The organism is Anaerolineae bacterium, from assembly GCA_016931895.1.
Taxonomy (GTDB): domain Bacteria; phylum Chloroflexota; class Anaerolineae; order 4572-78; family J111; genus JAFGNV01.
In genome coordinates this window covers 1-6908 of record JAFGDY010000135.1, presented here as the reverse complement: position 1 = coordinate 6908, position 6908 = coordinate 1, and the positions used below count along the sequence as shown (strand labels likewise).

7 protein-coding genes and 1 pseudogene are annotated in these 6908 nt (G+C 52.5%); 4 read left to right on the top strand and 4 right to left on the bottom strand.

Annotated elements, in window-relative coordinates:
• Positions 1-94: 94 nt before the first annotated feature.
• From JW953_10375 to JW953_10360, 4 genes are all read left to right on the top strand, one after another.
• On the top strand, positions 95-589 hold the full coding sequence (locus JW953_10375) for a hypothetical protein (protein ID MBN1993098.1): 495 nt from the start codon (positions 95-97) through the stop codon (positions 587-589).
• 132 nt (positions 590-721) lie between these two features.
• Positions 722-997, top strand: a complete 276-nt coding sequence (locus tag JW953_10370) for a UPF0175 family protein (protein ID MBN1993097.1) — start codon at positions 722-724, stop codon at positions 995-997.
• Positions 998-1426: 429 nt separating this feature from the next.
• Positions 1427-2431, top strand: a complete 1005-nt coding sequence (locus JW953_10365; GenBank protein ID MBN1993096.1) for a Gfo/Idh/MocA family oxidoreductase — start codon at positions 1427-1429, stop codon at positions 2429-2431.
• Positions 2432-2448: 17 nt separating this feature from the next.
• On the top strand, positions 2449-3651 hold the full coding sequence (locus JW953_10360) for a carbohydrate kinase family protein (protein MBN1993095.1): 1203 nt from the start codon (positions 2449-2451) through the stop codon (positions 3649-3651).
• Between the two features lie 378 nt (positions 3652-4029).
• On the opposite strand, the pseudogene JW953_10355 reads toward JW953_10360, so the two are convergent.
• The 4 genes and pseudogenes from JW953_10355 to JW953_10340 form a co-directional block, all read right to left on the bottom strand.
• Positions 4030-4341 (bottom strand): annotated as a pseudogene (locus tag JW953_10355) (redoxin domain-containing protein).
• A 9-nt stretch (positions 4342-4350) separates the two neighbouring features.
• Positions 4351-4491, bottom strand: coding sequence for a redoxin domain-containing protein (locus JW953_10350; protein ID MBN1993094.1), 141 nt, complete (start codon positions 4489-4491; stop codon positions 4351-4353).
• Positions 4492-4593: 102 nt separating this feature from the next.
• A complete protein-coding gene (locus JW953_10345; GenBank protein MBN1993093.1) occupies positions 4594-6609 on the bottom strand; it encodes a hypothetical protein in 2016 nt (671 codons plus the stop codon).
• A gap of 109 nt (positions 6610-6718) precedes the next feature.
• The coding region (locus tag JW953_10340) for a hypothetical protein (GenBank protein MBN1993092.1) at positions 6719-6908 on the bottom strand (190 nt) is incomplete at its 5' end.

Here is a 6908-nt window from a genome sequence, read left to right as displayed (position 1 = left end):
TAGCCCCAACGGGGCTTTCCTATCCCAGTTGCCCCCCTCTGGGGGGCTTCCTAATGCCTCCCGCTATGCGGGAGGTTGATTACTTGCCCGGCTGTTGAGCCGGTCACTTCCGCGCGAACGGAGCCAACCGGCGCTCAATGTACGGGAGCATATTGACCTTGAAAGTTATCGCATTCAACAAACATCAAGCGGCCCCATCAAATTAAAACAAGGGGAAGGTAAACTCGATCCACTATCGGAACACCCCGACCGGGCCGGTGAAGATGAAGAACAGTCGCCCCTCAGCCAAATTATTGCGGAGTTAAACGAGCGTTTTGGTACAGAATTTGATGAAGGAGACAAAGTCTTTTTTGCCGAACTCAAAACCCGGATGGCCAATCATGAAGGTATCCAGCACAGCGCCCAGGTCAATACCCGTGACCATGTGCGTTTACTCTTTGAATCTCTCTTTCCCGGTGTGCTGCAAACAATGATCGATTCTAACTTTGATCTCTACAAACGCATCAACGATGAAGCCGACTTTCGCAAAATCGTTATCGCTATGCTCTTTGAAGAGGTTTACAAAGAGCTTAAGGTGGGTCAAGATTAATAGAGGAAAATCTCATCAACCTGTCACAGTCATACGCTGGAGCAACGATTAGGGTCTTGAGCAATGATAAGTATCGTTTTACAAACCGTTCAAAGGCGGGTAAACTATCGTCAGGTAAAAAGGAGTCAAACTATGAGCCTCAAAACCTATCCCGTAGAGTTGCCGGAATCGGCCTTTTCAGCCTTACGCAAAGCTCCGGCGGAATTTGTACAAGAAATGAAATACGCCGCCGTGGTCAAATGGTACGAAGCCGGCATCATCACCCAAGATAAAGCGGCTGAAATCGCCGGATTGTCCCGCTATGCCTTTTTAAGTCTCCTGACCCGGTATGATGTATCGGCCATGCAATACACCCCCGACCTGCTAGAAGAGGAATTGCGTGATGCCCGCGGCCAACATCGTTCTTAATGCCTCCCCGCTGATCTTACTCTGCAATAGCGAATGGATTACCGAGCCGATGATCCAAATGCTCAAGGAACAGGCCGGAGAGTAATATTCGGAAATTATGCCAGGGTAAATCCACATTGAGTCCCGGTCGCACCATTGCTCGCGGCTTATAGCGGCAAACCGCGCCGCAAACACTCCCTCAATCGTGTGCCGGAGCGACGTTTGGCGTTTTGCGCAATCACAAGGGTGTGTCCAGAATTTTAGGCAATCTGAACATACCAGGAGGAATTCGGGGGGATACCCCCTGCGCCCCCCCCGGCCTATCCTAAAATTTCGGACAGACCCCGGTGAAATAACCGTATTGACCATTTTTGTGGTTGGTGTTAAAATTCTGGAATGATTTTCTCTTTGTTTTTTACAAATACAAAATAGTCAACAAAAGGGGTAAAAATGTCTAAAAAAATCCGTTGGGGAATCTTGTCAACGGCTCGGATCAATGACGCTCTGCTTGACCCTATCCGTCAAGCCAAACGGAGTGAATTGGCCGCAGTAGCCAGCCGTAATCTGGATAAGGCCAAAGCGTATGCCCAGGAGAAAGATATTCCCAAGGCATACGGCAGTTATGAAGCCTTGCTGGCCGACCCGGAAATTGAGGTGGTCTACATTTCTTTGCCCAATACCTTCCACCAGGAATGGACCGTGAAAGCCGCTGAAGCAGGCAAACACGTATTGTGCGAAAAACCAATCGTCACCTCGCCAGAAGCGTTGGATAAAGTTGAAGCAGCGGCCCAAGCCAACAACGTTACAGTTTTTGAAGCCTTTATGTACCTGCATCATCCCCAAACTCTTAAAGTTAAAGAAATGATTGAAGCCGGTAACCTGGGCCGCTTATCTCTGATCATCAGTTGGTTTAACTTTTATCTACCCGCAACCGACACTAATAATATTCGTTTGAATCCAAATATGGCCGGTGGGTCTCTATGGGATGTAGGGGTTTATCCCAATAGCCTGGCCATTGTTATGGCCCAGGCCGGCGCTCCCGTTGCCGTCTGGGCAAATCAAATTAAGGGCGAAACCGGCATTGACGTGGTGCTGGCTGCCCAGATGAAATTTACCAACGGCATTACGGCCCAGATTTCATCCGGTTTCCGCACCCCCTTCCGCGAGGGCGCCCACATTATTGGCAGTGACGGGCAAATTTGGCTCAAAGAACCCTGGAAGCCGGGCAATGGTGGCAAACAAGATAGCCAGATTGTCTTTTCTAGCCGGAATGATGTGGTTGAGACCGTGGTCATTCCGGCTACCAATCCCTACCTGTGTGAAGTTGAGGCTATGGAAGCCTGCGTTTTGGACGGCGCCCAACCGGTTGTTCCGCTGAGTCTCAGCCGAGACTTTTTGCGCAGCGTATTGGCAATGTATGAATCTGCCAAAACCGGCCAACCCGTTCATCTTTAAGGCATTGAGGTTATTTGATGGCCACCAAGGGCATTACCCAACCGCCAAGTAAATCCTGTGTTGTTGCCGGACATATATGCCTGGACGTTATTCCGCCCTTAATCGGCGCGGGCGATTTTGAAGCGGTTTTTCGACCTGGACGCCTGTTAGAAACCGGCCCGGCCTTGATGTCCACCGGCGGGGCTGTTTCAAATACCGGCCTGGCCCTGCACAAATTGGGCATTGATACGCGCTTGATGGGCAAAGTGGGGGATGACACGTTTGGCCGGGTTATTCTCAATCTGATTAGCAGTGTGGCCGACCAGTTGGTCAGCGGGATGAGTGTTATTCCCGGTGAGGCCAGTTCGTATACCATCATTCTAAACCCTCCCCACACCGACCGGATTTTTCTCCATTGCGCGGGCGCCAACAACACCTTTGCGGCGGACGATATCAATTACAACCTGCTGCGCCAGGTGGCCTTGTTCCATTTTGGTTACCCCCCCCTGATGAAGCGGATGTACCGGCACAATGGCGCAGAATTGATTAAAGCTTTCCGGCAAGCCAAAACAACCGGGGTGACCACCTCCCTGGATATGGCTATGCCCGATCCCAACGGGCCGTCGGGGCAGGTCAATTGGCCGGCCATTCTCGGGGAGGTTCTCCCTTCTGTTGACTTGTTTACACCCAGCATTGAAGAAATTCTATTGATGCTTTATCCTGCCACTTTTAAGGAAGTCGCGGGCCAGGCCCGGCCCATCACCCCTGCTCTGGCTTCTAAAATTGCTGATGATTTATTGGCGTTGGGGGCTAAAGTGGTTTTGCTCAAGGCCGGGCATCTTGGCCTGTATTTGCGTACGGCAAACCAAGCCGGACTGTCGGGCATGGGCCGCGCCCGCCCGGCCAACCCGGCCCGCTGGGCCAATCGCGAGCTTTGGTCGCCGGTTTTTGCCGTTAACGTGATGGGCACCACCGGCGCGGGCGATGCCACCATTGCCGGTTTTCTGGCCGCTTTTTTGCGCGACCTGCCGCCCACCGAAGCGGTTACCATAGCGGCTGCCGTAGGCGGGTGTAATGTTGAGGCTGCCGACGCGGTTAGCGGCATCCGTTCCTGGGAAAAAACCCTGGCCCGCCTTGAGGCCGGTTGGCCCCGCCAGAAATTAAATTTTGACGATCCCGGCTGGTGGTTTGATGAAACCCGGCACTTGTGGGTAGGCCCGCATGATGCCCTAAAGCAGTAGGATTCATCGGTAAAAATTCAACGCCTCGTTGCAGGTCTGATAGGTTGCAAAAACCTGTTAGACCTGTTTTTTTTAGCCACTGTCTGGGCCTAAGGCCGCGTCAACTTTATCTCGGTCAAAATTGATAATGATTTCTCCCTTGATGCGGAAGGTGGGGGTGGTTTCGTAGCCGCCGGTCCAATTGCGCAGGTGTTTAGCGGCTTCGCGGTTGCGGGTGATGTCCACTTCCACAAACTCAACCCCCTTTTCGTTTAGATAGGCCCGGGCTTTGCGGCAGGCCGGACACCAGGGGGTACAGTATAGAATTACGTCGGCCTGGGGAATGGGGTCAGGTTTGGGCGCAGGCGCGGCAGGCAGGGAAATTTCTATGGGGTTAGGCTCTATCTCTTCCAGCACGCTGAACAGGACTTCGTTGTCGGGTTGCTCGTCAATGTCATGCACGTCCACGTAGCGGATGAGGCCGCGTTTGTCTATTACAAAAATGGCTCGCTCGGCCTGTCCATCCGGTCGCAAGATGCCGTACTTTTGAGCAATCTGGCCATGGGGGTAGAAGTCGCTTAACAGCGGATAAGTAATACCCTCTAAACTTTCGGCCCAGGCCTGGAGGCAGGGCACGCTGTCAACGCTGAGACCCAGCACCTGGGTCTGCGCCCGCTCGAACCGGTCCAAAGCGGCCTGGTACGAGGGGATCTGACTTGTTCAGACAGGGGTCCAGGCCAGGGGGAAAAAGGCCAGCACAATGTGGTTCTTGCCGCGATAGTCGCTCAAGCTAACCTTGCTTCCCAGGTGACTGTCCAGGGTGAAATCGGGGGCGATTTGTCCTACTTTTAAGGCCATCATTTTTTCTCCTTGTTTTTGAATAACAGTTAAATTATAGTGTAACCGGAGATTTTTTCAAAAGTGGGTGGGGCAGGCAATATCCAGCTATTTTTTTGTGCTTTTTTACTTCACCAGCAGGGGCAAAAAGAGCTGCTTGAGAGGGGCGGCGGATATTTGAAATTCCAAACTGGCGGAATTGACTTCTATATTTCCCTCGCCGTCGGTGGCAAACACCTCAAGGCGGTGCATCCCTACTTCAAGCGAAGCGATAGTGAGACTAAACTCTTCAAAGTTGCTGTCAAAGGCGCCGTCTTGAGCATAGGCAGTCTGCCAGGGAGCGGCATCGAGCCGGTATTGCACATTGGTCACAATGCCCTCTCCCCCGTGGTAAGCCACGCCGTTGAAGGTGAGGGGCACGCCGGCAGGCAGCGGCTGGTTGGGCAGATAAAGCTGGGTATTGAGACCTCCATCAAGAGGGTCGAGAATAACGATGGTCTCAATGGCGTAAACGTCGGACTCGTTGCCGGCGGAGTCTGTGGCCGCAACTTCCAGGCGATACAGCCCGGGCGATAATAAAGCCGTAAAGTAATAGTTTTCAGCCACGCTATCAAAAACGCCGTCGGCAGCGGCGGCCAATTGCCAGGCCCCCCCATTGAAACGATACCGCACGCCGGTGAGCGTATTGATGGTAACACTGGTGCGTTGCGGAGAAGGGTAGGGGATAATTTCTGTGCTGCCGGTTACGGCAATTTCATTGCCGTTTTGGGAGATATTATTTATGGTGACGGGGAGGGCGGTATCTAGGGGGTCAAGAATATTGTCGCCGTCGCTATCGCGCCAGCCTAATTGGCCGGCGGCGTAGGAATCAATGGCGCGAACCAGGTAAGGGTAAGTTTGTCCGCGCATAATGCTGGCTACATTTGAAACGCAGGCGCCATATTCGCTATTTTGATTTTCCACATCAAGATAACCGGCGCGACGGGTACAGGGTTGGTAAGCGCTGTAATATTGGTCCAGGGCCAGGAAAATGTGGCCCATTTCATGGGCGGCTATGGCGTCCATATTGCCGGGACCGTAGCCGTTATTGCCGTAAGTCATTACCGTAAACGGCCCGCCCAGGTAAGCGTAAGCAAAATAGCCGTCGCTAAAACGGTTATCACTGTCGGCCGAGCTATCCACTACAAAAATGGTAAACGCCCAATCGGTTTGATGGGTCTCACGCAAGGCGTTGTTGTAATCGCGCACCTGCCGGAAGTAAGAACCGGCATTGTAACCCAGGGCGTTCATTGCGTCTTTGATCCACTCTTTCTGCTGATAGTAGGGGTGCGTGATGGGTTCGACGCCGGTAGGCAGGGGGTTGGAAAAATGGTCGTCGTAGACAAAACTGAGCTTGGCCCGGGGTTCTAACGTAGCCCACCAATGGCAGGCGGCCACAATTTCACTAAAGACCTGCTGTTTTTCGTCGGCCGTCCAGTCTTCTGAGGAGGGGTCCACCCGGCCGTCGCTCTCTACCAGAACGATGCCCACCGCTACCGAGCCGGCCATATATTCGCTGGTTTGGTAGTAGCCGGGGGTAACGGATGTGGCCGCCGCGTTCAGGTCATCCTTGGGGGGTAAATCGGGGGCAATGAAGGTATCTTGATGAGGTCCGTCTGGATGTTCGCCGGCCATTGCCGTTATTATGCCTCCGGTTTCTGCTTGAGGAGCAAGCAGGTTATTCCAGACGCTGGCATAACGCCGGGCCTGGGGACCGTAGATGTCAACAGCGGCCAGGTTTATAACCTGGGTGTCAACCAGAGCCACGCCCGGTAAAGTGCTGAGTTGTACTTGCACTTCGGCCGGTATTTGGGCAATAAGAGCTTGGTGCGGAAAAAGGTGGGTAACCCGTCCCCCCTTAGTTTGGATGACGGATTGGACCTGGGCTAATTGTGAAATGTCATTATGAATCAATAAAACAAAAGTGTGGATGGGGGAGGAGGATTGAATTTGACGGGTGGGTGTCTGATTATTGGGGTTGAGGACAATAACCGGATTGTAAGCATTTCTTGGAGCAGCACTGGTGGAAATAGGATTTATGGCAAGCAGTAAGCAGGTTAAGCAGATGATGTTGATAATGGTGGCGAAGTACTTGTTAAACACAGGCCAGGCACCCACCCGTTTGTTACCTCTATCATAACAGCATTACGGGTTTGATGTTAGCCCTAAACAAGAGTGACTTTAAGACCTATAGCCTGGGGGGGCGGTACAACTAAAAATTGGGGGCTAGAGGTGCTGCTGTTTGCTCCGCCAGATTTGGGGCAGTGATGAAAAAAGTGGAAAGTAGAAAGTAGAAATTAGCCAGGACAATTTCTAATTTGGTTCTTCCAGAATTTCCGTGGTGTAGGGGCAGGTCTTGTGCCTGCCCAGGGCGACCACAAGGATTCGCCCCTACATATTGG